The organism is Nodosilinea sp. E11 (genome assembly GCF_032813545.1).
GTDB lineage: Bacteria > Cyanobacteriota > Cyanobacteriia > Phormidesmidales > Phormidesmidaceae > Nodosilinea.
The window spans coordinates 1929639-1954621 of the sequence record NZ_CP136520.1 but is presented as its reverse complement, the minus strand read 5'-3'; the positions used below and the strand labels follow the sequence as shown (position 1 = coordinate 1954621).

21 protein-coding genes are annotated in these 24983 nt (G+C 56.6%); 9 read left to right on the top strand and 12 right to left on the bottom strand.

The window, feature by feature from the left end; translation table 11 throughout:
* Window positions 1-125: 125 nt before the first annotated feature.
* Window positions 126-1574, bottom strand: a complete 1449-nt coding sequence (locus tag RRF56_RS10935; protein WP_317037677.1) for a protein adenylyltransferase SelO — start codon at window positions 1572-1574, stop codon at window positions 126-128.
* An 888-nt stretch (window positions 1575-2462) separates the two neighbouring features.
* Between RRF56_RS10935 and RRF56_RS10930 the strand changes: the two genes are divergently transcribed.
* The 3 genes from RRF56_RS10930 (at window position 2463) to RRF56_RS10920 (ending at window position 6176) form a co-directional block, all read left to right on the top strand.
* Window positions 2463-3446, top strand: a complete 984-nt coding sequence (locus RRF56_RS10930; protein WP_317037676.1) for a hypothetical protein — start codon at window positions 2463-2465, stop codon at window positions 3444-3446.
* A gap of 420 nt (window positions 3447-3866) precedes the next feature.
* A complete protein-coding gene (locus RRF56_RS10925) occupies window positions 3867-4688 on the top strand; it encodes an SDR family NAD(P)-dependent oxidoreductase (RefSeq protein ID WP_317037675.1) in 822 nt (273 codons plus the stop codon).
* A 135-nt stretch (window positions 4689-4823) separates the two neighbouring features.
* The gene (locus RRF56_RS10920; RefSeq protein ID WP_317037674.1) at window positions 4824-6176 is read left to right on the top strand and encodes a flavin-containing monooxygenase; all 1353 of its coding nucleotides are present in this window, start codon (window positions 4824-4826) and stop codon (window positions 6174-6176) included.
* 114 nt (window positions 6177-6290) lie between these two features.
* Here the strand turns inward: RRF56_RS10920 and RRF56_RS10915 are convergent, their stop codons facing one another.
* From RRF56_RS10915 to RRF56_RS10905, 3 genes are all read right to left on the bottom strand, one after another.
* A complete protein-coding gene (locus RRF56_RS10915; protein ID WP_317037673.1) occupies window positions 6291-7466 on the bottom strand; it encodes an alpha/beta hydrolase in 1176 nt (391 codons plus the stop codon).
* Between the two features lie 195 nt (window positions 7467-7661).
* Window positions 7662-8723, bottom strand: coding sequence for a photosystem II q(b) protein (gene psbA / locus RRF56_RS10910; protein WP_194022111.1), 1062 nt, complete (start codon window positions 8721-8723; stop codon window positions 7662-7664).
* 331 nt (window positions 8724-9054) lie between these two features.
* Window positions 9055-9444 (bottom strand): cytochrome c, encoded by a 390-nt coding sequence (locus RRF56_RS10905; protein ID WP_317037672.1) that lies wholly within the window; start codon window positions 9442-9444, stop codon window positions 9055-9057.
* Between the two features lie 129 nt (window positions 9445-9573).
* Between RRF56_RS10905 and RRF56_RS10900 the strand changes: the two genes are divergently transcribed.
* The 3 genes from RRF56_RS10900 (at window position 9574) to RRF56_RS10890 (ending at window position 11814) form a co-directional block, all read left to right on the top strand.
* Window positions 9574-9963, top strand: a complete 390-nt coding sequence (locus tag RRF56_RS10900) for a hypothetical protein (protein ID WP_317037671.1) — start codon at window positions 9574-9576, stop codon at window positions 9961-9963.
* Between the two features lie 6 nt (window positions 9964-9969).
* Window positions 9970-10695 carry a hypothetical protein gene (locus tag RRF56_RS10895; protein WP_317037670.1) on the top strand — a complete coding sequence of 242 codons (726 nt, stop codon included), beginning with the start codon at window positions 9970-9972 and terminating at the stop codon, window positions 10693-10695.
* A gap of 231 nt (window positions 10696-10926) precedes the next feature.
* Window positions 10927-11814: a bile acid:sodium symporter family protein gene (locus RRF56_RS10890; RefSeq protein ID WP_317037669.1), complete on the top strand. Its 888-nt coding sequence runs from the start codon at window positions 10927-10929 to the stop codon at window positions 11812-11814.
* Between the two features lie 233 nt (window positions 11815-12047).
* Here RRF56_RS10890 and RRF56_RS10885 read toward each other — a convergent pair whose 3' ends face one another.
* Entirely contained in the window at window positions 12048-12413 is a 366-nt protein-coding gene (locus RRF56_RS10885) for a phage holin family protein (RefSeq protein ID WP_410510592.1), read from the bottom strand.
* 280 nt (window positions 12414-12693) lie between these two features.
* Window positions 12694-13224 carry a hypothetical protein gene (locus RRF56_RS10880; protein WP_317037667.1) on the bottom strand — a complete coding sequence of 177 codons (531 nt, stop codon included), beginning with the start codon at window positions 13222-13224 and terminating at the stop codon, window positions 12694-12696.
* Window positions 13225-13468: 244 nt separating this feature from the next.
* On the opposite strand from RRF56_RS10880, the gene RRF56_RS10875 reads away from it, so the two are divergent.
* Window positions 13469-15061: a glucose-6-phosphate isomerase gene (locus RRF56_RS10875; protein WP_317037666.1), complete on the top strand. Its 1593-nt coding sequence runs from the start codon at window positions 13469-13471 to the stop codon at window positions 15059-15061.
* 129 nt (window positions 15062-15190) lie between these two features.
* A complete protein-coding gene (locus RRF56_RS10870; protein ID WP_317037665.1) occupies window positions 15191-16054 on the top strand; it encodes a DMT family transporter in 864 nt (287 codons plus the stop codon).
* On the opposite strand, the gene RRF56_RS10865 is transcribed toward RRF56_RS10870, so the two are convergent.
* The 3 genes from RRF56_RS10865 to speA form a co-directional block, all read right to left on the bottom strand.
* Entirely contained in the window at window positions 16048-16488 is a 441-nt protein-coding gene (locus RRF56_RS10865) for a YbjQ family protein (RefSeq protein WP_317037664.1), read from the bottom strand. The two genes, RRF56_RS10870 and RRF56_RS10865, sit on opposite strands and share 7 nt — an antisense overlap.
* A 2-nt stretch (window positions 16489-16490) precedes the next feature.
* Window positions 16491-16844: a YbjQ family protein gene (locus RRF56_RS10860; RefSeq protein WP_317037663.1), complete on the bottom strand. Its 354-nt coding sequence runs from the start codon at window positions 16842-16844 to the stop codon at window positions 16491-16493.
* Window positions 16845-17056: 212 nt separating this feature from the next.
* The gene (speA, locus tag RRF56_RS10855; RefSeq protein ID WP_410510591.1) at window positions 17057-18973 is read right to left on the bottom strand and encodes a biosynthetic arginine decarboxylase; all 1917 of its coding nucleotides are present in this window, start codon (window positions 18971-18973) and stop codon (window positions 17057-17059) included.
* Window positions 18974-19596: 623 nt separating this feature from the next.
* Here speA and secA point away from each other — a divergent pair.
* On the top strand, window positions 19597-22386 hold the full coding sequence (gene secA, locus RRF56_RS10850) for a preprotein translocase subunit SecA (protein ID WP_317037661.1): 2790 nt from the start codon (window positions 19597-19599) through the stop codon (window positions 22384-22386).
* A 160-nt stretch (window positions 22387-22546) separates the two neighbouring features.
* Here the strand turns inward: secA and psaC are convergent, their stop codons facing one another.
* From psaC to RRF56_RS10835, 3 genes are all read right to left on the bottom strand, one after another.
* Window positions 22547-22792: a photosystem I iron-sulfur center protein PsaC gene (psaC, locus tag RRF56_RS10845; RefSeq protein ID WP_006515950.1), complete on the bottom strand. Its 246-nt coding sequence runs from the start codon at window positions 22790-22792 to the stop codon at window positions 22547-22549.
* Window positions 22793-23044: 252 nt separating this feature from the next.
* A complete protein-coding gene (locus RRF56_RS10840; RefSeq protein ID WP_317037660.1) occupies window positions 23045-24100 on the bottom strand; it encodes a potassium channel family protein in 1056 nt (351 codons plus the stop codon).
* Window positions 24101-24269: 169 nt separating this feature from the next.
* The gene (locus RRF56_RS10835) at window positions 24270-24965 is read right to left on the bottom strand and encodes an aspartate/glutamate racemase family protein (protein WP_317037659.1); all 696 of its coding nucleotides are present in this window, start codon (window positions 24963-24965) and stop codon (window positions 24270-24272) included.
* Window positions 24966-24983 lie beyond the last annotated feature (18 nt).

The window sequence follows — 24983 nt, the reverse complement described above, 5'->3', positions numbered from 1 at the left end:
GGTTTAGATCCGTTAGAAGACGTTATGTATCTCAGTTTACCTAGGGGTGGTCACGCCCACCCCTACCCAAGGATCGACCGTGGTGGGCATTGCCCACCACGGTCGAGGCCAACACCCTAGCATCCCTATTCCTGCTCAAACGGATGCTGGATCTTGTGCAGCAGGTCATAGAACGGTTGCCAGTTGTCGTCGGTGGTGATGGGTTCCCAGATGGCTTCGATTTCGGGACGCAGCAGCACGGTTTGCGGGTTAGTACCTTTCAGCAGCGAAGCCACTTGCCTCATCTGCCCAGCGTCAAGGCTTTGCAAGCAGCGGTGGTAGGTCTGCCGCCAGGTTTCGAGCGGGGCGATCGCCGCCGGGTCTGAGGCTTCTAGGGTAGTGCTAAAAATTTGGCCGACATCCTCGCGCCACTCGGGTAAAAACTGCTGGGTAAGACCGAGGAAGAAGTCGTGATAGCCCACTTCTACCGCGCTCAGTAATTCAATGGTTTGGCTAACGAGGGTGGTGGCAAGGTCATCAGCGAGCGATTCAAAGCCCAGTTTGTGGAGCATGCGCTGCTGGTAGTAGGCCGCGTAGCGATCTTTAAAGGGTTCTAGAGCCACCTCTAGCTCGGCCTCGGGCATGATCAGCTTGAGGGGCTTTTGCAGCGCCTTGAGGTTCATCTGGCAGATGATGGGCTGGTTACCGTAGCTGTAGCGCCCGCCGTAGTCAAAGTAGGCGGCGGTGAAGCGGGGGTCGTAGCCATCCATAAAGGCGAAGGGGCCGTAGTCGAAGCTTTCGCCTGTGATCGACATGTTGTCGGTGTTGAGTACGGCGTGGCAAAAGCCGACCGACATCCACTGGGCGGCGAGGCGGGCGACGCGATCGCACAGTTCGCCATAAAAGTGCAAATACCGCTCTTGGGCATCGGTAAACAGCCGCGCCTCGGGGTAGTAGAGGTCGATCACATGCTCTAGCAGCTTGGCGATCAGATCGGGGCGGTTGAGATATTCGAGCCGCTCAAAGGTGCCAAAGCGAATGTGCGACTGACTAAAGCGCACCAGCACCGACGATCGGGTGGGGGATGGCTCGTCGCCCCGCCAGAGGGCCTGCCCGGTTTCGACCAGGCTGAGGGCGCGGGAGGTGTTGACCCCCAGGGCGTGCAGCGCCTCTGCCGCCAGCACCTCCCGCACTCCACCCTTGAGGGTAAGCATACCGTCGCCGCCGCGCGAGTAGGGGGTGGTGCCAGAGCCCTTGGTGCCAAAGTCGTAGAGGGTGCCGTCGCTGCCGCGCACCTGGCCGTAGAGAAAGCCGCGCCCGTCGCCCAAGAAGGGGTTGTATTCGCCAAACTGGTAGCCGTGGTAGCGCAGGGCCAAAAAGGGCTCGCGCCCCTGAAATTTGCCAAAGGCTTCGACAAAGTGGTCGTCGCTGACGGTGGCGGGGTCGAGGCCAAGCCGCTGCACTACGTCGTCGTTGCGAAAGCGCAGAATGTGCTTTGGAAATTCGGCGGCAGCGACGATGTCGTAGTAGTCATTGCCCAGAGACTCTAGGGCAGGCAGGTAGTCGAGGGCGAGCAGGGGGTTGGCGGCAGGCATGGCATCTGAGGTGGGCGAGGGGACTTTAGCAACAAGGGCATTACTAAAGTATCGCAAACTTTTTCCTATGCCTGGGGGTTGCCCGTGGAGATCCCAGGGGTCTAGGGCGGGTCTTTGTGTCTAGGCCATAGCCCCCGCTAGACCCCTGGGATCTGGGTGGCCCGCTACTCTAGCAGCACGGTTTTGGTCATGATCACCATCCACTGAGCGAGGATAGCCCCTTCGAGGATCGCTCCAGCCTTAGGGACTTAGTCCTTGAGTGCCTTGGTTGTCATAGGGGCCTAGGTCGAGATAGTCAAACATCGGTTCTATTTCTTTTGTGGTTAAGGAAAACAGAACGTGAAGACCCTAGCCCCTCAATTTGCACATCAAGCGGGGGTGGCTAGGGTACTATGAGCCTAATTTCGCAATCTGCTGGTTAAATTTGCGAAGTTATCTATTTATCGGTGTTCGCGCACTGACCAACAGCGCCACGCCTTTCAAGCTCTGTGGGGGCACCGTTCAAATAAACGGCTTAATGGATGATGATGGCGCGATCGCTCCCCGTCGATGGTGGGAGTAGAAACGTTTCTTATTCTAAGATAACACTCCAAATAATTTTGAATGGCCAACGGTAGAATGCAGTTCCAGATCTTTTTTGCAGTGGCTTGATCAACGGAATATCAGTGATTTCAGCACTTGTTTTGAAGAGTATCTAGACTATTGCTGAGGATATAGCTTAGGCAAAAGCACTTCGTGCCTCTGCCTTAAAAAATAATTATGATAATTATTTATTTTTTAAGGGGAAAAGGGAGTGCCCACCCTCTTTACTAGCCAGTGTATTTAGCTGTTCAATTTGATCTAGCCATTTGCTAGTCGGCTTTTAAATTTATTGCAATTAATTAACTTATGATTCAGTTTCTTACAGACAATATTGATCAGCTAGACTTAGCTCTCGATCAGTTAAAGATGAGAGACAGAAATTACGATCGTTTCGCAATTCTTTTGATTGACGATGTTGCCGAACTCACTCTGCATAGATACGCGCAGAATGAGGCGAAAAAGCATGAATTACTTAATGACTCCGGCTCATTAAACAATATCCCTAAAAGCATGAGAAAAGCTTTAGGTCAAAATTTTGGAGACAAGGTTAAATTCGCCTTTGAACAAGGATTGATTGATCGATATACGTCTCAGTCTATCATAAAGCTGCATTCTCTTCGCAATACTTCCTATCACCAAGGATTGAAGCATGAAAAGACTTTGCATTCCTTGGCTATATTTTATTTTCGAAACATTTGCAATTTGCTTAAGGCATATCACCCAAATTATTGGGAGTGGAGTAGTTCATGGAAAATTTCCTATAGGGCTGTTAAATATATCGGCACTTCTGACTTGTTTGCCAATGAACCACAATTATTTATCGCTGCCTACAATAGGCTCGACGAGGTGGCGGCATCTTTCAAAGAGGATCTGGTCGGAGATCTGGCAGCTGATATGCAAGCATTAATCAGCTCAGTCGACAAAAATATTTATTTTTTGGCAGGCTATTCTACCCAAAAGGAAAAAAGAGATTGGGCGATCACCTTTGCACAGGCCTATGCGCTCTGCATGAGTGAAGACATTGAATTGATCGCAAAAAAGCTAGGATACATCCCAAAGGTGCACAAAGATACTTTTGACTGGTTAATGAAAAACTATAATTGGCCAATCAAGCATGATCCTGTTCCGGGATGGAAGTTGAGATATCGTTCTCTTGTTCGTGAAACGAACTATCATGTTGCATTAAAGAAATATTGCGATTTTATATCTCAGGCAAAGATGCTTGAAAGCTCATTAGAGGAAGCAGCAGCTGAGTTAGATTACCAGCTTGAAATGGAATGGCTTTTCTAGTTTTGCGATTATAATTATAGCTGATTGAAAGAATGCACTATAGGCGATCGCAAAATTTTCAAACTCAGTTTAGCCATGAAATGGCCGTTTCTTTTGAGTGGTGACTTCAAGGCTATCGGGCTTTGCCCTGGGTTCCAACCGCAAGCTCAAAATTGTCTGCGCCGTCCCTTGTTAACTCAGCGATGCTTGATTAAATGCATCGATGGCATTCGCATTAATCTGAAGCCCAATCAGGTTTAATTATTATTGCGTACTTTGTAAAAGTAGTCTGCTTGCTGCACCATACCCGTATTCCTGGGCGATTACCCTTCCCTTGTACCGTCGCTTCAAACAGCCTATTCTGGCCACACTGGTAGGAACAATGCGTAGTTCAATGTGCTTTAGTAAGAGTGGCTTGCTCCATTTTTTACCCCTTGCTCTATGACTCAACTTCAGTCTGCGGTGGTGCTGATTACCGGAGCCGCCGGGGGATTTGGCCAAGAACTTACCCGCCAGCTGCTGCTGAAGGGCAGCCGCTTAATTTTGACCGATCGCCCCGAGGTCGATCTGCGATCGCAGATCGACCAGCTCCACCACACCCTGGGCCAGACCCCCGGCGAAATCGTCGCCTGCCTCAGTGCCGACCTGGCCACCCCCGCTGGTTGCGAAGAGCTGTACCGACAAACCCAGGCGCTAAAGTCGCCCATTGATGTGCTGATCAACAACGCCGGTATCGCCATCCTGGGCCACATGGTCGATATCCCCCCCGAGCGGTGGGAACACCTGATGCAGGTCAACCTCATGGCCCCCATGCGCCTGAGCACCCACTTCGCCAGCGATATGATCGCCCGCCGCCGGGGGCATATCGTCAATATTTCTTCCCTCGCCGGATGGATCGCCATGCCCGGCCTCACCGCCTACGCCGCCAGCAAGTTTGGTCTGCGCGGGTTTAGTGAAGGACTGCGCCACGAAGTCGCCCCTTTCAATGTCAATGTCACCACCGTGTGCCCTTGCTTTAGCCGCACGCCTCTGCTCCAGTGCCCCCGCTTTGGCCTGTGGGAGCAAGCCGACAAAACTGTGCCGGTGCCCCTCACCACCGACCCAGTCAAGGTCATGGCCCGCACCATTCGCGCCATTGAGCGAAACCAAGCCGAGGTCTTTCCCGATGCGATCGCCTCCAGCGGGCGACTCGCCAAGTGCTACCTGCCCGCCCTACCCGATTGGATCAGCCGCCAAATCGGCCTGAGTAGATTACCGAGCTAGCCAGCAGATCGGCGTGTTAATCCGGCGATCGCAGCCGCTGTAGGGCACGGCCCACCACTGAAGAAACGTTTCCCCCAAAATGTTTCACTGATGCCCTGTTGAATTCCCCCGTCAAACCTGTCAATTTATAGAGCCATGATCGAGACCCAAGACAAACAACTTATTCTCGGCGCAGGCTTTGTTGGGTTAGGCATGGCCCAGGCGCTCAAAGCCGCCAACATTCCCTACGACCAGGTCGATGCCAGCGACGACATCGGTGGCAACTGGCACCACGGCGTCTACGAAACCGCCCACATCATTTCCTCCAAAACGGTGACCGAATTCACCCATTTCCCCATGCCAGCGGACTATCCGCCTTTTCCCAGCGCCCGCCAAATGCATACCTATCTGCATAGCTTTGCCGATCACTTTGGGCTCAAAGCAGCGATCGAGTTGCAGCGCTGCGTTACCGCCATTCACCCGATTGAAAACAACCGTTGGCAGGTGACCTTTCAAAATGGCGAAACCCGCATCTATAAAGGCGTTGTGCTCTGCAATGGTCACCACTGGTGCAAGCGCTTCCCCGACTTTAAGGGCACCTTTACCGGCCCCATCTTGCACTCCAAAGATTACCACCGACCCAGCCAGCTCCAGGGCAAGCGGGTGCTGGTCATCGGTGGCGGCAACTCGGCCTGCGACATTGTGGCCGAAGCCGCCCGTGTGGGTGAAAAAGCCTTTCTTAGCCTGCGAGAGTCGGTGTGGTTTATCCCTAAAAGTTTTGCGGGCGTAGCCGTGGTCGACCTGGTTAAGATCTGGATGCCGGAATGGTTTCAGCGGCTGATCACCTACGGCATCATTCGCCTTACCTTTGGCACCCACGCCAGCTACGGGTTGCCTCAGCCTCAGCACCGCCTGTTTGACAAACATCCCACTCTCAACAACGAGGTCCCCTACTACCTGCGGCATGGGCGCATTACTCCCAAGCCTGAAGTCGATTATCTGGAGGGCGATCGCGTCCATTTTGTCGATGGCAGCCTCGAAACTGTCGATCTGATCGTCTGCGCCACGGGGTTTCATGTCGCCTATCCGTTTTTGCCCTCGGCCCTCCAGCGGGTGAAAGGCGCAGTGGTGGAATGCTACGGTGGCGCGTTTTTGCCCGATTACAAAGGCCTAGCGTTTGTTGGCTGGGGCCAGGCCCGGGGCGGGGTGGGGTCGCTGATCGCCGCCTACGGCCCCCTGTTTGCCAAGCTGCTGAAGCTCCAAGATGAAATTGCCGTTCCCCTGGGGCTGGTGTTTAAAGAAATTGGCACGTCTTTACCCACCACCCACCTGTCTGACCCCCAGCAGGTATTTCGCCAGCTTCACCTGCTGCGCTGGGGCTGGCGCTGGCTTGAGCACCGGGCGAAGCGCTGCGATCGCCGAATCGGCACGTTCACCAATCAACCACTGCCAGCAACCGGTGCGATCGCCCCCGACGCTGCGCCTGCTGGTGCCAACGCTCTGCGTTGATACGGCCCCCCGATGCTCTGCGTCTCCGCTCTCAGAGTGCAGGAGCGCCGTTGACGACGTTGCTACGCGGAACGTAGCAACGATGAGAAATCCCCACCGGCTAATGGGTCACGGTTACCGTAGTGCCCAGGCCAGAAACCGTTCAGTGTAGTAGAGAGCCAGTTGGTTGCTGAGGCCATTAAAGACCGCATCAAAGGAATGGTCGGCCCAGGGAATTTGAATAAACACCACCGGGCTGCCAGCTTGCTTAAGGCGATCGGCCATAGCCTGGCCAAATTTAGCTTCAACGATGTGGTCTTTGCCGCCATAGATCAGCAACGATGGGGGCAAATTAGCCGTTACTAAAGAACTGGGCGAGGCCGCTTTATAGCGTTCCTCCATTTGATCGGGGGGGCCGCCTAAGAAGGTTTCTAGCACCTGACGCACGTTGAGCGGATTGGGCTGGGGCAAGTCGTAGTACCCATTCAGCAAGTTGATCGGCCCATAGTAGTTGACCACCGCCCGCACCGCCAACGGCCCTGGTTGGTAGGCCGCCATCATGGCCAAATGTGCCCCCGCCGATCGCCCCAGCAGGGCGACCCGATCGACATCGGTTTCGTAATCGCTGGCGTGGGTCTTGAGAAAGGCGATCGCCGCCTGTACATCCTCGACCTGGCTAGGAAAGCGGTAGGCCGGGGCATGGCGATAGGAGATCGCCCACACCACGTAGCCCTGGTTGGCCATGTAGCGGGCAAAGGTGGCATTGTCACCAGGCTTACCCTGTTGCCAGGCCCCGCCGTAGATCATCACCAGGCCTGGGTAGAGCCCCGGCTGTGCGGGTTGGTAGAGGGTGAGGGTGAGGGGAACGCCAGCGGGGGTTGCAAAGACAATCCCCGTGGTCTCGCGGACAGGGGCGATCGCTATGCCCCGAAAACTATCGGCCAGCACCATGGGCCGAGGTCGCATCTGGGCCGGGCGATCGGGTGCAAGCTTGGCCTCATAATCGGCCCCAGCCACTTGCCCCAGGCTCTGGTGAGCCGCCCGGTTAACCGCTGGCAGCTGGCTCAGGGGCAAGACACTCAGCCCCAAGGCCAGGCCACCCGCTACCAGAGCCAGGCGACCCAGGCTAGTGTCTCGCAGGGTTAGCAAACTGAGGAGTACAAGGCCTAGATTGCCTAGCACCAACCAGGGGGTGATCTCTGGGGCACAGACAGACAGGGGCAGTAACCTGCGGGTGGGAGCTGGTGTGACCACCCAAACGCTCAGCCCTAGCAGCAGCAGGGAGCCCAGGCCAACGAGGAGATGCTTCACTGGCACAGGAAGAAATAACCTGCCCACTATAACAGCGTTCCCTGGGACAAAAGCTGTCCGGTAAATGTAATCTACGCCGGGGGGCAGGAGCGCCAGGGATAGCCTGGCGATGTGGAACGTTGCCACGATTAGTGAGTGGACAATAAAAAAGCGCTCCCCGAAGGGAGCGCTTTTTGAAAATCAAAGAGCTAGAGACTAGCCGATGATTTCAGGAGCCTCAGCGGTAGCGAGGTCGAGGGGGAAGTTGTGAGCATTGCGCTCGTGCATCACTTCCATACCCAGGTTCGCCCGGTTGATCACGTCAGCCCAGGTGCCAATCACACGACCCTGTGAGTCGAGGATGGACTGGTTGAAGTTGAACCCGTTCAGGTTGAACGCCATCGTGCTGATGCCCAGTGCGGTGAACCAGATGCCAATCACAGGCCACGCACCCAAGAAGAAGTGCAGGCTGCGGCTGTTGTTGAAGCTGGCATATTGGAAGATCAGACGACCGAAGTAGCCGTGGGCTGCAACGATGTTGTAGGTCTCTTCTTCTTGGCCAAACTTGTAGCCGTAGTTCTGAGACTCGGTCTCGGTGGTCTCACGCACCAGAGAAGAAGTCACCAGTGAACCGTGCATAGCCGAGAACAAAGAACCACCAAACACACCGGCTACACCCAGCATGTGGAAGGGGTGCATCAGAATGTTGTGCTCAGCCTGGAACACCAGCATGAAGTTGAAGGTACCGGAGATACCCAAAGGCATGCCGTCAGAGAAGGAGCCTTGACCCAGGGGGTAGATCAAGAACACAGCGGAAGCAGCGGCCACAGGTGCGCTGTAAGCCACGCAGATCCAGGGGCGCATGCCCAGGCGGTAGCTCAGTTCCCACTCACGACCCATGTAGCAGAAGACGCCAATGAGGAAGTGGAAAATCACCAACTGGTAAGGGCCACCGTTGTACAGCCACTCATCGAGGGAAGCGGCTTCCCAGATGGGGTAGAAGTGCAGGCCGATGGCGTTAGAGGACGGCACAACCGCACCGGAGATGATGTTGTTGCCGTACATCAAAGAGCCAGCGACGGGCTCACGGATGCCGTCGATGTCGACGGGAGGGGCTGCGATGAACGCAACCACGAAGCAGGCGGTAGCAGCCAGCAGGGTGGGAATCATCAGCACGCCGAACCAGCCCACATACAGGCGGTTCTCGGTGCTGGTGACCCACTGGCAAAACTGCTCCCACAGGGAAGCGCTTTCGCGCCGCTGTAGAGTAGTGGTCATGATGTATTAGTCCTTGGTATTTATCGTTTCAAGGTACATGGGGTTCAATCGTTTAGATTTGTTGCCCACGTACCAACAGATTACAGCAGTCATGGAGTTTTGTAAACAAATATCTTGGCGGAGTTTAATCTTTTGGCGACCTAGCGATCGCCACACCAAGCCCTGTAATCCCTTAGCCATGCCTGCTTCAAAGGCTTTAACGCGGTGCCGAGCGCTCTAGGGAGACTCATAAACCCTCTGTCTAAAGGTGAAGCAGGGCTTAGCCCTCTCATAAAATTCTGTAACAATTGCCGCTCAGACCGCTGTCCAAACTGCCGCTGTATAGAGACAGCTATAGCCGCTCTAAATAGTCGAGCAGATCGGCCATATCCCGAGGTTCGGGCTGAAACTGCGGCATAGGGGGCGTTTGACCGCTAATCACCTGTTTGATCAGGCCTACTTTGGTTTTGTGGTCCGACACACCCACCAGCCTTGGCCCCACTTCTCCGGTGGCTTCAAGACCGTGGCAGACGGCACAGTTCATTTTGAAAATAGCTTCACCCCGATCGCCATCACCCTGAAGGGCCAAAACCTCGCGAATGTAGGGTTCTGACGCTTGGGAGTACCGTACAGCCACAACGCTTAGCACTACAGTTACCACCAAAGCCACTGCCACCAGAGCAGCTTTTTTCAGCAGGGTATTTAGGTCTTCGGTCTGTTCTTCTAAGATGTCTTGTGCCAAGAGGATAGATATATATCTTCAGTAAGTAAATGTTACGTACTTTGAAGAACTAACGGTGACTTTGCCGGAGAATCTTAAGGATTCCAGTGCTGGTGCTGACCACCGACCCAGACCCGTGAGTGCTGGGTGTTGAGCCCGCTGATTGGGGATAGTACCCTAACTGAGATGGCTGGCCGCGATCGCAGAGTTACCTGCCCCGGTAGCCCAGGCGAGATCGCGCCATTGGAGTCAACCCAGCCCGTCAGAGTGGCCTGCAAGCAAGGCGATCGGGCCGAATTAGCTGTCTACCAAACCAATCACGACCTCATGGCTGACCTAGAACCCATCTCCCATCCGGCAAAGGCTGCTCCCCTGCCCCCGACGGAGGGTGCGTCAACTCCACCCCCGGAACCCATGCCGATGACCAGCGCCCAGGCGGATCAAATCTTAGCCGAACTAAAAACTATTAAGCAAAACCTGCTTTGGCTGCTGCTGATTGGCGGTTTTTTTGCGGCCCGATCGTTTTTCTTTCATTACTAAGCGACGATGGCCTCCCTCGACTCCCAAGATTCTCAAACTGCCCCCGATTCCGACTCATCGGTCTCCCCCGACGACTATTTTTACTCGACCTTTGTGGCGGAATACATTGTGCCCAAGGGCCACGAGGCCCTATTTCGCAAGTGGTACGCTCGCCTGACAAAAGCAGCTAGAGGCTTTTCGGGCTACACCCGCACCGACCTCTGCCCCCCCCTAGATTGCGACGATGGGGTTGTGAAGTGGTATGCCATCGTGCACTTTAGAACGCCTAAAGAACTGAACCGCTGGCTCAAGTCGAGCGATCGCGCCGAAATCTTCGAGCAGGGCCGAGAGACCTTTGTGGCCTACCGCTACAAGTCGTTTAGCACCGGGCTAGAGGGCTGGTTCTCGTCCCACACTGGGGGAGACGAGAGCAGCAGCCTGGGGCCGCCGCCCTGGAAACAGGTGCTGGCGGTGGTGCTGGGCCTTTACCCCACGCTGATGATTCAGGGCATGGTGTTCAGCGCCCTCGGCATTATGCAAACCTGGCCAATGCCGACTTCGTTGGTCATCAATAATTTAATTACATCGTCAATTTTGACCTGGGGGGTTATGCCCAGAATTAGTCGGGGGTTAAGTTTTTGGCTGCGCCCCGCCTATCGGTTAACCGCTTTGCAGACCAATGTAATGGGCGCAGGGCTGGTGATCGCCGCCCTAGGGTTTATGGTCAGCATATTTAATTACCTCGGCTCGTAATCCTAAATCCTGCTGGGTTATACGAGAATCCTACTTGGCTCCCCTCGATGGTCTCAGGGCGAACCGCCGTCAGGCCTCCGGCCAGGCTATGCCAACGCCCTACCGGTTGACCGGTAGGGAAGCGGGGTTATGGGATGCGGATGTGATGTAGGGCAGCAATCCCGCCAACCATTGCTTTAAAGCAGATTCCCCGTCTGGTTAAACTACTCGCAGCACAATACCGGTGGAGTGATGGAATCAACTTTTTTGACGGCGGTATTTTTGCCCCTGGCGTTGTTTATGGTCATGCTGGGCATGGGCCTGGGGCTGACGCCCGGCGATTTTACGCGGGTGCTGGTGTATCCCAAAGCAGCGGTGATTGGGCTGCTGGCCCAGCTGATTATGCTGCCCCTGTTGGGCTTTGGGCTGGCGTCGATCTTTCCTCTGACCCCCGACCTTGCGGTGGGGGTGATGATCTTGGCTGCCTGCCCTGGGGGGCCAACCTCTAATCTGGTGACCTACCTGGCACGGGGCAATGTCGCGCTATCGATTACGCTGACGGCCCTGAGCAGCTTAATTACGGTCTTTACCATTCCTCTGGTGGTGAACCTGGCGACCGGGGTATTTATGGGCGAAGCGGCTGCCCTTCAACTGCCATTTCTAGCCACGGTTGGGCAAATTGCAGTTATCACAGCTATACCGGTGGCGGTAGGTATGACGCTGCGCCATTACCTACCCCAGTTTGCAAGCCAGGTCGAACGCAGGGTCAAGTGGCTCTCTCTGGCGCTGCTGGGGTTAATTATTGCAGGCCTGCTGGTGCAGCAGCGCGCGAGCCTGGTAGGTTTCTTTGCCCAGGTGGGGCTAGTGACCCTGGCGCTCAACCTGGGGGCTATGGCCCTGGGCCACCTCATTGCCCTAGTCGCCAAACTCGATCGGCCCAATGCCACCGCTATTACGGTGGAAGTCGGCATTCAAAACGGCACGCTGGCGATCGCGATCGCCAGTTCCCCCACCCTGCTCAACCAGCCCAACCTGGCCATTCCAGCGGCGATCTATAGCCTGGTGATGTTTGCCACCGGGGGTGGGTTTGCCTGGTGGGCAACCAAGCGGGGCGATCGCGAGCAAACCCTGGTCAGCTAACCCTCCCGGTAGTTAGCGCCCAACTAAAAGCCCTGAGCCAAACTGGCTCAGGGCTTTAGGTCAAAGAGCAGAGTCAGGGTAGGGTGTTAACCGTTAAGCCCCCTACCCGTTCAACCTTTTCTAGCGGCTGAGACCGCATCCGCATTGCCTAACCCCGATTCCCAAACGGCCAAACCGTAGGGGCGGATGGCATGCGCCCTGCTGAACGGGGGGTAACCAAACGGGATTCAGTGTTAGACACCGACTAGGCCCACCGACTGCAAGATAAAGTTCAAAATTGAGCTGACAATGGCCAGGGCGATCGCACCCAAAATGGCGCTCCAGATGCCATAGCGCAGACGGAACCCTTCGATCAGCCAGGCGGCTAAGCCAAATACAACAATAGCCCCAATCAGCGGAATTAAGCCCAGGCTAATAATGGCAAAAAAGCCACGCAACGCATTGGGGAAAAAGCCCCAGATGCCGTTAAACGCTCCAATAATCGCCCCACCCAGCAAAGCCTTAACCGGGCTATCAATTTCCACCCCGATGGGAGGAATTTTTGAAATAATCAACAGGCTAATAGCCAGCACAATGACGCTAATTAAAAATCCGATCAGCATTGGCGGTACTCCTCACACAACAACAATGGGGCTAATCAACCAGGGACCCGTTCAAGAGCAACCGGCCCTGTGCACCTGAAATTATCGATCATAAAGTAGCATTTGCTACGGTTTTTGCTTCGCCGTCTAGAAGTCGGGAGCGATAAGGAACCTTCCTGAAAGCCCGATGACCCTAAACAGGGGCTGCACCTGGTCTCTAACGCTATCTATACCATGGTCAATCTATAATCGCGGTAAATAGCGCGTTAAACTCTGGTTTTCAGAGCGAAAGCGGCAGTTAGCCTGCTAGACCTAGGGCCTGACTCATTTTCTTCAGTACATCGTTCTCTTTGTCGCTAATGCGGCTCGACCCGATCCCCATAATGCCGCCTTCGCGGTGGGCTTCTGCCACCTTTACGGCCACCGACATCAGCCATTCTTTGAGGGCCGTAGCTTGCACACCGGTAACGTTGGTGTCTAGGATGGCGGCTACTCTTTGCAGATAGGCGATCGCATAGCCACGACCGTCCTTCGAACTTTTAAAGGTCTGCATGAGCCCCAGCAGTTCAAACTGCTTTTTTAGCAGCAGTTGATCGCCATCGAGGGCCTCGGCAGCATCGAGGGCTACCATGCTGTTAGCCAGGCTAGGGGCCAGGTTGCCGGGCAGATCGTCCCGCCGAATTTCTTCTTCAACGAGAGCCACTCCAGACTTCAGTTCCTGCAAAAAAGAAATAGGGTCGACTCGGTCAGCAAGACAGACGCCCATGACAACTTGCATTGGTGCTTGTAGCAGGGTCATCCACTCTTCTTCAGTAAATGGGTCGCGCATACACCACCTTACTCCTGGGTCTACAGCAAGCCCAACCTATAAGAAAAATATATGAAATCTCTAAGTTGTCCAGATTCTGGCAGCGGGCGTGATGGCAGCATGACAGCTTTGCGAGAGGGGTTAACATCCCTTAACCTGGTCAGATAGTTAACCTTCCCTTACGACTGGCCCACCATACTGAGCTACTGAGTACGATGAGTGGCGCAGCTCAATTCAACCTATCAACCCGGCGGAGGACAAGCCCATGACCCAATCTCTGTGGCAACGGTACCAAGACTGGCTGTACTACCACGATGGTTTGGGCCTTTACCTCGATATCAGTCGCATTCGCTTTGACGATGATTTTGTCGCGACGATGGCCCCCAAGTTTGAGCGGGCCTTTGCCGATATGGTGGCGCTCGAACAGGGGGCGATCGCCAACCCCGACGAAGACCGCATGGTGGGCCACTACTGGTTACGCAACCCAGATTTAGCCCCCAGCCCCGAGATTCGCGATAGCATTCTGGCCGATATTCAGGCGGTAGAAGACTTTGCGGCCAAGGTGCACTCCGGTGAAATTCACCCCCCCGAAGCACCCCGGTTCGAGCATGTGCTGTCGGTCGGCATTGGCGGCTCGGCCCTGGGGCCACAGTTTGTAGCCGAGGCGCTGTCGCCCGACGTACCGCCCATGACCATTCACTTCATCGACAACACCGACCCAGCGGGCATGCGCCGCACCATGACCCGTATGCTCGACCAACTGCCCGCCACCCTGATTCTCAACACCAGCAAGTCGGGAGGCACTCCCGAAACCCGCAACGGCATGCTGGAGGTCAAGGCTGCCTACGAGCAGATGGGGCTCAACTTTGTCGACCACGCTGTCGCCATCACTATGGAAGGCAGCAAGATGGACATCGAGCTAGCCAAGGCCGAGGGCTGGCTAAAAGAGTTCTATATGTATGACTGGATCGGCGGTCGCACCTCAGTGATGTCGGACGTGGGGCTGCTGCCCGCCGCGCTCCAAGGCATCGACATTCGCGCCATGCTCGATGGGGCCAAGCTGATGGACGAGGCCACCCGCGTGCCCGACTTGAAATCGAACCCCGCCGCCCTGTTGGCCATGGCCTGGTACCACGCTGGCCAGGGCAAGGGCGAAAAAGACATGGTGGTGCTGCCCTACAAAGACAGCCTGATGCTGTTTAGCCGCTACCTGCAACAGCTAATTATGGAATCGCTGGGTAAAGAAAAAGATCTTGATGGCAATGTGGTGCATCAGGGCATCGCCGTCTACGGCAATAAAGGCTCTACCGACCAGCACGCCTACGTGCAGCAGCTGCGCGACGGGGTGCCCAACTTCTTTGCCACCTTTATTGAAGTGCTCGACGACCTGCCCAACCAGGACGATATCGAAGTGGAGCCTGATGTCACCTCCGGCGACTACCTGAATGGCTTTCTCTACGGCACCCGCAGCGCCCTGTACGACAACGGTCGCGATTCGGTGACCATCACCATCCCCGATGTAAACCCCCGCGTGGTGGGTGGGCTGATTGCTCTGTACGAACGGGCGGTGAGCTTCTATGCCTCACTGGTGAATATCAACGCCTACCACCAGCCGGGGGTCGAGGCGGGCAAAAAAGCGGCGGCAACCATTCTCGATCTCCAGCGGCGGGTGCTGACGGCGCTGCGAGCAGCCAGCGAGCCGCTGGGCATTGAAACCCTGGCAGAGCAGGCAGGGGCCAGCGACGAGGTGGAGGCGGTCTACAAAATTGCCCGTCACCTGGCCTCTAACGATCGCGGCATCAAGCTAGAGGGCGATCGCGCCCAGCCCGCCAGCCTGAAGGTGTGGCTGGAGCGGTAGGCAGGTAGACGGGCAGCGGGTAGGCGAGTAGCGGCTGGCTGGGTAGATTAACGTCTGCTTTATCCATCCACCTTTGGCGCTTCACTCTTTACCCATCCACCCCTTACCCCCTACCCATCCACCTTACCCATGCCCGCTTCTAAAACCGCTCTACTCCAGGTTCACGCGTCGGTTTTTCTGTTTGGCCTCTCTGGGCTGTTTGGCAAATTTCTCGATCTACCCGCCACCGTTATTGTGCTGGGGCGCACGGGATTTGCCACTCTGGCCCTGGGGCTGGTGCTGGCGGTCGGGCGATCGAGCCTGCGCCCTGGTGCCGCCAAAGATCTGCTGGGTCTGGCGCTGCTGGGGATGCTGTTGGCCTTTCACTGGGTGAGCTTTTTTCGCAGCATTCAGCTGGCGACGGTGGCGATTGGGCTGTTGACCTTTTCGAGCTTTCCGGTGTTTGTCACGCTGCTAGAGCCGTTGCTGTTTAAGACTGTCTGGCGGTGGCGTGATGGGGCGATCGCAGGTCTGGTCGTCCTGGGCGTGGCCCTGGTGATTCCGGAGTATCGTTTGGGGTCGACGACGACGGCAGGGGCAATTTGGGGGCTGCTGTCAGGGCTGTCCTTTGCGCTATTGCAGCTGCTGAATAAAGGATACCGACAGCGGTATGGGGCAGTGGCGATCGCGTTTTATCAAAATCTCTTTGCCTGGATGAGTTTGGCTGGGCTGGGGGCGATCGCGCCCCTGGGCTCCCTAGACCTCAACCCCCGAGATCTGGGGCTACTCCTGGTGCTGGGGGTGCTGTGTACGGCAGTGGCCCACACCCTATTTATCGAAAGTCTGGCGGTGCTGCGGACCCAAACCGCCAGTGTGATCAGCGCCCTAGAACCGGTCTATGGCATTGTGCTGGCGGCCCTCTTGCTGGCAGAAATGCCCTCACTACGCACTCTGCTGGGGGGCGGGCTGATTCTCGGCACCACCCTGGCCGCCAGCTCCGTTAACGATCAGTGAATGCCGGTGCCGTAGGCGATCACCTCTAGGGCCACCACCCCCTTACCGTTGTTGCCGCTGAGCTCAGCGGTTTGAATGCGGATGTTTACTACCCGGTTTGCACCCCAGGCCAGGGCTGATTCTTCCATCCGCAGCAGAGCCTCGCGGCGGCCCCGTTCTAGCAGGGTTTCGTAGACGCTAATGCGCCCGCCAAACAGACCCATTACCCCGGCAATAAACGTCTTAAAGAAGTCTGACGACACCACCACACTGCCCACAAACAACTGCGCCGCCTGGGCGTCAGGAACCACCGCCTTGGCCCCCGCCACGCTGAGCACCAACCCACCGATCGCACTCTCCCGCTGTTGCAACGAGCGAAAATGCTGCTGTTCAGCGCGGGTGCCAAAAAAATAGCCAATGCCTAGCAGCACGGCAAATATAATCAGGCTATCCATAGCTACTCCACCCGCACGGCGGTGCCGTAAACAAACAGCTCTGCGGCCCCCTGGGTCAGTGACGAGGTGGCAAATCGCACGTTGACGATCGCATTGGCCCCTTTAGCCTGGGCCTCTTGCACCATACGGTTAGTGGCCTCTTGGCGGGCTTCTTGCAGCAGCTCGGTGTAGCCCTTAAGTTCACCACCGACAATATTCTTTAAGCCTGCGGCGATGTCGCGGCCCAGGTGCTTGGCCCGCACCGAGCTGCCCTGCACCAGGCCCAGGTGCTGGGTAATGGTTTTACCGGGAATCGTTTCTATGTTGGTCAGAATTAGGTTTGAGTTCGCTGTAGAGGGTCGCGGTTGCACAGTCATAGTAGACGGTTAAAGTCCAAATAAAACAACCCTAAAGCTAGCCTTTAGGCCTAGCGTCGTCGAGAGTTTTTAACGGTTTGCCCACCATTAATCGCAAACCGTTACATGGCGATGGGCACGGACATGGCCCTTTGCCCCATCCTACGTTTACTTGCACCTACCGACTGATAGCTATAGCAGGGTTAAACCAGGCCAGCCTAAACCAAGCCGACTTAAACCAAGTAGGTGTACTGGCTCAGGCTGCGCTCGTAGTGTTGAATCAGCAGCTGCGACTCTTCCAGGGTGATCTGGCTGTCTTGCAGCGCCCGCTCCGATCGCCTGCGAATATTCTCAATCATGTCTTCAGCGTCGTACTGCACATAGCCCAGCACCTCGGTCATGGTGTCGCCCTTCACCACCTGCTCGACCTGGTAGCCCTTGGGAGTCATGTGAATGTGCACAGCGTTGGTGTCGCCAAACAGGTTGTGCAGGTTACCCATGATCTCCTGGTAGGCCCCGCCCAGGAACATGCCCAGGTAGTAAGGCTGATCGGGTTTGAGCGCGTGCAGCTCTAGCACGTGCTTGACGTCGCGCAGGTCGATAAAGGTGGTGATTTTGCCGTCGCTGTCGCAGGTGAGGTCGGCCAGGGTGCCCCGGCAGCTGGGCTCTTCGTTGAGCCGGTGGATCGGCAAAATCGGGAACAGCTGCTCGATCGCCCAGGTATCGGGCATCGACTGAAACACCGACAGGTTGATGTAGTAGATCGAGGCCATGCTCTGGTTCAGTTCCTCGATATCCTCAGGGATATAGTCGGCATCGCTAACCACCGACAGGGCTTTGCGGCAGCAGGCCCAAAACAAGCGCTCGGCCTTGGCCCGAGCCGACAGGCTAAGGTAGCCAAAGTTAAACAGGCTGATCGCCTCCTCTTTGAACTGCACCGCGTCGTTGTAGAGTTCCTGCACGGTGTTGGCGCTGAGGTTTTGGTAGATCTCGTAGAGTTCGCGCAAAATCACATGGTCGTCGTCACCGGGCACTTCGACGGTCTCGTGGTTGGGGGCATCGCTGCTGCCCAGCACATCAAACACCAGCACCGACTGGTGAGACACCAGCGCCCGTCCGCTCTCGCTCACCAGGGTGGGCACCGGGATGCCCTTAACCCGGCAGGCCTCCTGCACCTCGGCCACGACGTCGTTAGCGTAGTTTTGGGTGCTGTAGTTTTTAGAGGCGTAGAAGGTGGTCTTAGAACCGTCGTAGTCGACCGCCAGGCCGCCGCCCACATCCAGGTAGCGCATACCCGCCCCGAGGTCCGCCAGCTCCACGTAGATGCGGCTGGCCTCCCGCAGGGCCTCTTTGACCACGCTGATGGCGGAGATCTGGGAACCAATGTGAAAGTGCAGCAGCTGAAGGCAGTCAAGCATATCAGCCTCGCGCAGCCGGTCTACCACCGCCAGAATTTCGGGCACGGTGAGGCCAAATTTAGCGCGATCGCCCGCTGAAATGCCCCAGCGACCGCTGCCCTTGGTGCTGAGCTTTGCCCGCACCCCCAGCACCGGGCGAATGCCGAGCCGCTGGCTGGCCTCGATCGCGATCGCCACCTCGTTCATCTGCTCGATCACAATGATCGGTCTCTGCCCCAGCCGCTGCCCCAGCATGGCGGTCTCAATGTAGTCTTTATCTTTGTAGCCGTTGCAGATCAGCAGAGCACCGGGCGTGTCGAGGGTCGCCAGGGCGATCAGCAGCTCGGGCTTTGACCCAGCCTCTAGGCCAAACTGGTAGGGGCGACCGTAGCGCACCACATCTTCGAGCAGCTGCCGCTGCTGGTTGCACTTGACCGGAAACACACCCCGGTAAACCCCCGAGTACTTGTAGCGGGCGATCGCCTTAGCAAAGCAGGCATTGATGCGCTCGATCCGGTCTTCGAGAATGTCGGAAAAGCGAATCAGCAGAGGCAGATTGAGGTTGCGCTGCTTGATCGCTTCGACTAGGTCGAACAGGTCTAAAGAACCGCCGCGATCGCCCCGAGGCGACACCGTCAGATGCCCATCGGCATTGATTGAAAAGTAAGGCTCACCCCAGCTGTGGATGCGGTAGAGTTCTTCGCTGTCTTCGATCGTCCAGGGCGCGGCAACGGTCTCGGCAGATTGCAACATATTTTCTAGGGTGGCCCGGTGCAGGCGAGGGGAAGACGGCGACGGAGGCTGGGCCATATTCATAGATGGGGGAGGCTCGCTGGATAAATGCATAGGTCAGCGGCCAGGAAGTCTGCCGCAATAGGCGCGACCCAAATTGTAACAAAATGGTTATACCGAATACCGGGCTAGGTGGGTAAAGATGACGTTGCAGAATCACAACAACGTTTTGGTACATTGCGGCGCGAATGCACTTACAGGAGTGAGGCGATCGCAGAATTCGTAGGGTGCATTCGCGGCTCAACGTCCTTTGCCCATGACCAAGCCATCCCCATGGCCGCAATGCACCGCTCTCGGTTGGCAAATTCTCAGGTCTGAATTTGGTGCATTGCGGCGCGAATGCACCCTAAGGGGCTGCTGTGGGGTATTGCAATCTCTGGGCGCGATCGCTCCCTTCGTCAGCGGTGACCTCAGCACCCAGCAAACCCGCTCAGCAAGCCAGGTGATAGGATAGAAAAGCACTTTTGATCGCTTCCTAAAGCAACCTTGACCCGGCCCAGGTGTGGAGATCGCCCCTTGCCGAGCGGTCTCCCGTTACGATTGACTAAGTGCAACACCCTACGCTGACCTAGCTGCCTGAATTCATGCTGAAGAACCTCCTCGGTGATCCCAACGCGCGCAAGCTCAAGAAGTACCGTCCCGACGTGGTCGAGATTAACCTGCTGGAGGAAGAGATTCAGCAGCTCTCCGATGAGGCCCTGACAGCCAAAACCGGGGAGTTTAAGCAACGCATTGAAAAGGGTGAATCGCTTGATGATCTGCTGCCCGAAGCCTTTGCCGTGGTGCGCGAAGCCTCGAAGCGGGTGCTGGGCATGCGCCACTTCGACGTACAGCTAATCGGCGGCATGGTGCTCCACGATGGCCAGATCGCCGAGATGAAAACCGGGGAAGGCAAAACCCTGGTAGCCACCCTGCCCTCCTACCTCAACGCGCTCTCCGGCAAAGGTGCCCACGTAGTCACCGTCAACGACTACCTGGCCCGCCGCGACGCCGAGTGGATGGGGCAAATTCACCGCTTTCTAGGTCTCAGCGTCGGTCTGATTCAGCAGGGCATGTCGCCCGCCGAGCGTCGCCACAACTACGGCTGCGATATCACCTACGGCACCAACAGCGAGTTTGGCTTTGACTACCTGCGCGACAATATGGCCACGGCCATGGAAGATGTGGTGCAGCGCCCCTTCAACTACTGCGTGATCGACGAGGTCGATTCTATTCTGGTAGACGAAGCCCGCACGCCGCTAATTATCTCAGGCCAGGTCGAGCGCCCCAGCGAAAAATACACCCGCGCCAGCGAAGTTGCCCGCGAGCTCAATGCCGACGACCATTATGAAGTCGACGAAAAGGCTCGCAACGTGCTGCTCACCGACGAAGGCTTTATCCGGGCTGAAGAGGTGCTGGGGGTGCAAGATCTCTTCGACCCCAAAGACCCCTGGGCCCACTACATTTTCAACGCCATTAAGGCCAAAGAACTGTTTACCAAAGACGTCAACTACATCGTCCGCAACGACGAAATTGTGATTGTTGACGAGTTTACCGGGCGGGTGATGCCCGGCCGCCGCTGGAGCGACGGTCTGCACCAGGCGATCGAAGCCAAAGAGCATGTCGAGATCCAGCCTGAAACCCAGACCCTGGCCAGCATTACCTACCAAAACTTCTTCTTGCTCTACCCCAAGCTGTCGGGCATGACCGGCACCGCCAAGACCGAAGAAGCTGAGTTTGAGCGCATCTACAAGCTCGAAGTTACGATCATTCCCACCAACCGCCCCGCCGCCCGCCGCGACCTGTCGGACGTGGTCTACAAAAACGAAGAGGCCAAGTGGAAGGCCGTCGCCGAAGAGTGCGCCGAGATGCACGAAGCCGGTCGCCCTGTTCTCGTCGGCACCACCAGCGTCGAAAAATCGGAGGTGCTGTCGGCGCTGCTAAGTGAGCGGGGTGTGCCCCACAACCTGCTCAACGCCAAACCCGAGAACGTAGAGCGAGAATCTGAGATTGTCGCCCAGGCCGGGCGCAGCGGCTCCGTTACCATTGCCACCAACATGGCCGGGCGCGGTACCGACATTATTCTGGGGGGTAACGCCGACTATATGGCCCGCCTCAAGGTGCGCGAATACCTCATGCCCCGCATTGTCAAACCTGAAGACGAAGACGAGTTTGCGGTCACCGCCGTGCCGGGCACCAAGGGCCGTGCCCCCGCCCAGGGCTTTGGCGGCACCAAAAAGGTCAAAACCTGGAAAGCCTCCCCAGACATTTTCCCGATTGAGCTATCGCCGGTTGCCATTGATGAGCTAAAAGCCACCGTAGACTTTGCTGTGACCACCTACGGAGAGCGCAGCCTGCCCGAGCTTCAGGCCGAAGACAAGCTGGCCGTCGCCGCCGAGAAAGCCCCCACCGATGACCCGGTGATTCAAAAGCTGCGCGATGTTTACAACCGCATTCGTCAGGAGTACGAAGCTTTCACTAGCGCCGAGCACGACAAAGTAATCCAGCGCGGTGGACTGCACGTGATTGGCACCGAGCGCCACGAGTCGCGCCGCATCGACAACCAGCTGCGGGGTAGAGCGGGCCGCCAAGGCGACCCCGGCTCGACTAAGTTTTTCTTGAGCCTGCAAGACAACTTGCTGCGCATCTTTGGCGGCGATCGCGTTGCCGGTCTGATGAATGCCTTCCGGGTCGAAGAAGATATGCCGATCGAGTCGGGCATGCTGACGCGATCGCTGGAAGGAGCTCAAAAGAAAGTCGAGACCTATTACTACGACATCCGTAAGCAGGTGTTTGAGTACGACGAGGTAATGAACAACCAGCGCCGCGCCATCTACGCCGAGCGCCGTCGGGTGCTTGAAGGCGACGAACTCAAAGAAATGGTGATCGGCTACGCCGAGCAAACCATGGATGACATTGTCACCGCCTACATCAACCCCGAACTTCCCCCGGAAGAGTGGAAGCTGCCGGAGATGGTCGATAAGATCAAAGAGTTCGTCTACCTGCTGGCCGACCTCACCCCCGAGCAGCTCGAAGACCTCTCTGTGGGCGAAATCAAGACCTTTCTCCACGAGCAGGCCCGGATTGCCTACGACATCAAAGAAGCCCAGGTTAGCCAAATCAAGCCGGGGCTAATGCGTGAGGCCGAGCGATTCTTCATTCTTCAGCAGATCGACAGTCTGTGGCGCGACCACCTGCAACAGATGGATGCCCTGCGCGAAACCGTGGGTCTGCGCGGCTACGGCCAGAAAGATCCGCTAATCGAGTACAAGAGCGAGGGCTACGAAGTCTTTCTCGACATGATGACCGGCATTCGCCGTAACGTGGTTTATACCCTGTTCCAGTTTCAGCCCCAGCCACAGACCCAGGTGAAGGCATCCCAGGAGGTGGGGTAGGGGGGTAGGTAAGTCCTATTCCCAAGGTTTCAGGTTCACGGCCAGCCGTGAACCTGAAACCCTACTGATCTGTCTATAGCCCCAATAGAAAACCCCTGGGGGAGTTAGTCCCAGGGGCTGAGCTTGATGACGATAACTATATCGATGCAGCGGGGTTGCCCTAGTAGGCCAGACCCATGCTGCGGGTGGTTTCGGCACCCAGGTAAACCCGAATGCTGAGGAAGTCGGTGGGGCAGGCGGTTTCACAACGCTTGCAGCCCACGCAGTCTTCGGTGCGGGGAGAGGAGGCAATTTGCCCGGCTTTACAGCCATCCCAGGGCACCATCTCTAGCACGTCGGTGGGACAAGCGCGCACGCACTGGGTGCAACCAATACAGGTATCGTAAATTTTGACAGAATGGGACATTGAAACAAAACTCCAATGTGGGTCACGACTGGGTTTGACAGTTTGAGGAGGCCCTCAAAGGTAGGTCAAAACGGTCTATGCAGTAAGGGTTTCCTAATCTTTGACCAGTCTATAGCGAGAGATTTCAGCTCTCATCGCCACCCCCCATAAACCTTAACGGATCGTAATATGGGCGAGGGTCGTGGCTCATAAATGGCATCAGAACGGGATCCTTGGCGGTGACTCGACTGAACGAGCAACGGCTACCCCTAATCAATCGATGCGATCGACCTGTCTAAAGGCCATCACTACCAGGGCGTCGTCGGGAGCCAGGCGATCAAAGGACTGGGGTTTGGGGTTGAGCAGAATGTTGCCGTCGCCCCGACGCACTCCCAGCAGGAGGAGCGGGTTGTCGGTCTGGGTGGCGCTGTAGGTGCTAATCCACTGGCTGAGTTCGGTAAAGGACTTGCCCCAGAGATGGTTGGGGTAGCGGCCTGGGTCGATAAAGTAAAACTCATTGGAATCGTCGGAGTAGGTGAGCAGTTGTTGGTAGACCACCGACATATGTTTGAACATGGCGCTCTGGGCCATAATGCCAGCACTGTAGTCGCGGGCTGAAACCACCTCATCGACCCCGGCCTCTTGCAGGTGGCGACGGCGGCGCAGGTTCACCAGTTCGGCGATCACGTGGATGTCTTTTTGGCGACCGGGGATTTGCTCCAGGTGTTTGATGGCTAACGCAATCAGGGCGTTTTTGTCGTCGGGGGACTCGGTGGCCTCGTCGGCCAGCAAAATTACCGCCTTGGCCTGGGAGGCATGAAGTCGTTCTAGGGTGTCGTGGTGGGTGGGGTCGTCTTGGACAAAGTGCACTTGGGTAGGGAATTCGCGGCGATCGGCGACGGGTTTTGCGGCCACCACCACGATGTCGATGGGATTGTCTTTGTTGCCCTCCAGCAGCTGGTCGATGATGCCCGCCGCCTTGTCGTTCCAGTTGCAGAGAATGATGTGGTTGTTGAACAGGCTCACGGTGGTCTCCGATCGCAGGGCACGGGTGACAAAAATCGAAGAAATCTTACCGCTGATGGCCCCAAAGATAAATGTGCCCGAGATCAGCAGCAGCAGCTGTAGCACCCGCCCCAGGGAACTGCGGGGTTTATCGGGGTATTCGCCCATGAGGGTAATGACAATGTTCTCTAGCACCGCCCAGAAGCCGCTGCTGCCGCTTTCTTGCCACAGCAGCAGGGCCACCACGCCAGCCAGGGTAAGCGCGATCGCCAGGGCCATGAGCCGCTGCCGCAGGTGGCGTTGGGGAGAGGGCGTTGCGGTCATAGGCACAGGCGTTGAAGACGGTAAGACGAGGGCCCCAGGACGAAACTCTCCCCACCATACACGCACCGAAACTCATCTATCAAAATATTGCTGCCGCCAGAAACCCGGTTTCTGCTTTGCATTGCCAACGGATATTGCTACAACCTCAGAAACCCGGTTTCTAGATGATCTACAGCTCTAAGGCCAGCTTCACCGCCGCCTCGGCGTGGATGCGGGTGGTGGGAAATAGAGGCACCGTTGCCGCCCCATCACCCAGCAGCAGTTCTAGCTCGGTGCAGCCCAACACCACTCCTTCAGCTCCGGCCTCCATCAGCTCTTGGCACAGAGCCAATAATGTTTGTCGTGACTCGGGCTTGATCTCGCCCTGGCACAGCTCCTCATAAATAATGGTGTGCACCGCCTCACGGCCAGCCGCATCGGGCACGATCATCTCCAAGCCGTGTTTGTCGCGCAGGCGATCGCGGTAAAACGCCTCCTCCATAGTAAATTTGGTGCCCAGCAGCCCCACCCGCCCCAGGCCCTGGGCTTTGATCGCCTCGGCGGTAGCGTCGGCAATGTGCAGCAGCGGAATTGAGATGCAGGCTTCGATATCGTCGGCCAGACGGTGCATAGTGTTGGCGCACACCAGCACCAGGCTGGCCCCAGCCATTTGCAACTGCTGGGCTGCTTCAACCAAAATTTCTGAAATCTCGTTCCAGCGGCCCTCGTGCTGCATGGCGGCCATGTCGGCAAAGTCGACCGAGAACAAAATGATCTTGGCGGAATGTAGCCCCCCCAGGCGATCGCGGGTGGTCTGGTTGAGAATGCGGTAATACTCCAGGGATGACTCCCAGCTCATGCCACCAATTAGGCCAATGGTTTTCATCGGTATAGTTTGCAAAGG

Excerpts from the sequence above, each read along its gene's own strand:
- RRF56_RS10840 (WP_317037660.1), bottom strand. The coding sequence starts at position 24,100 with ATGACCGCAACGCCCTCTCCCCAACGCCACCTGCGGCAGCGGCTCATG.
- RRF56_RS10880 (WP_317037667.1), bottom strand. The coding sequence starts at position 13,224 with ATGCGCGACCCATTTACTGAAGAAGAGTGGATGACCCTGCTACAAGCA.
- RRF56_RS10920 (WP_317037674.1), top strand. The coding sequence starts at position 4,824 with ATGATCGAGACCCAAGACAAACAACTTATTCTCGGCGCAGGCTTTGTT.
- RRF56_RS10860 (WP_317037663.1), bottom strand. The coding sequence starts at position 16,844 with ATGACTGTGCAACCGCGACCCTCTACAGCGAACTCAAACCTAATTCTG.
- psbA (WP_194022111.1), bottom strand. The coding sequence starts at position 8,723 with ATGACCACTACTCTACAGCGGCGCGAAAGCGCTTCCCTGTGGGAGCAG.
- RRF56_RS10935 (WP_317037677.1), bottom strand. The coding sequence starts at position 1,574 with ATGCCTGCCGCCAACCCCCTGCTCGCCCTCGACTACCTGCCTGCCCTA.
- RRF56_RS10870 (WP_317037665.1), top strand. The coding sequence starts at position 15,191 with ATGCCCGCTTCTAAAACCGCTCTACTCCAGGTTCACGCGTCGGTTTTT.
- speA (WP_410510591.1), bottom strand. The coding sequence starts at position 18,973 with ATGTTGCAATCTGCCGAGACCGTTGCCGCGCCCTGGACGATCGAAGAC.
- RRF56_RS10895 (WP_317037670.1), top strand. The coding sequence starts at position 9,970 with ATGGCCTCCCTCGACTCCCAAGATTCTCAAACTGCCCCCGATTCCGAC.
- RRF56_RS10925 (WP_317037675.1), top strand. The coding sequence starts at position 3,867 with ATGACTCAACTTCAGTCTGCGGTGGTGCTGATTACCGGAGCCGCCGGG.
- RRF56_RS10930 (WP_317037676.1), top strand. The coding sequence starts at position 2,463 with ATGATTCAGTTTCTTACAGACAATATTGATCAGCTAGACTTAGCTCTC.
- RRF56_RS10865 (WP_317037664.1), bottom strand. The coding sequence starts at position 16,488 with ATGGATAGCCTGATTATATTTGCCGTGCTGCTAGGCATTGGCTATTTT.
- RRF56_RS10890 (WP_317037669.1), top strand. The coding sequence starts at position 10,927 with ATGGAATCAACTTTTTTGACGGCGGTATTTTTGCCCCTGGCGTTGTTT.
- RRF56_RS10835 (WP_317037659.1), bottom strand. The coding sequence starts at position 24,965 with ATGAAAACCATTGGCCTAATTGGTGGCATGAGCTGGGAGTCATCCCTG.
- psaC (WP_006515950.1), bottom strand. The coding sequence starts at position 22,792 with ATGTCCCATTCTGTCAAAATTTACGATACCTGTATTGGTTGCACCCAG.
- secA (WP_317037661.1), top strand. The coding sequence starts at position 19,597 with ATGCTGAAGAACCTCCTCGGTGATCCCAACGCGCGCAAGCTCAAGAAG.
- RRF56_RS10875 (WP_317037666.1), top strand. The coding sequence starts at position 13,469 with ATGACCCAATCTCTGTGGCAACGGTACCAAGACTGGCTGTACTACCAC.